This is a genomic window from Bartonella sp. AP58NXGY (assembly GCF_042195785.1).
In the GTDB taxonomy this organism is placed as follows: Bacteria; Pseudomonadota; Alphaproteobacteria; order Rhizobiales; family Rhizobiaceae; genus Bartonella.
Genome location: NZ_JBHIOY010000314.1, coordinates 1 through 306 on the forward strand (window position 1 = coordinate 1; position 306 = coordinate 306).

1 pseudogene is annotated in these 306 nt (G+C 36.9%); it reads right to left on the bottom strand.

Annotated elements, in window-relative coordinates:
- Positions 1 to 259 (bottom strand): annotated as a pseudogene (locus tag ACFINC_RS11130) (BA14K family protein); the annotation flags it as partial.
- Between the last annotated feature and the right edge of the window lie 47 nt (positions 260 to 306).

Below are 306 nucleotides of genomic sequence, written 5' to 3' on the forward strand. Positions count from 1 at the left end.
GGTGAGGATGAGAATGAGAGGAATGATGTCTTTCAACAGTAGAACGGCTGTTAGAACTATAAGAAGGGAAATGCGCGTTCATTCCTTTTCTCATATCTTCTATTTGCTTATTCATACCGTTTCTCATATCATTTATTTGCTTCTCAATAGGATGTTCACTATTCATCCATTGGCTATTTGCAAGCGCTGTACCTATTGGCACCAAAATGGTTGCTGCTGATATCGCTGATAATACCGCTAGTTTAGTAGATTTTTTCATAGCGACACTCCTTAACTTAAATTCACATTTTTTCACATCATATACGT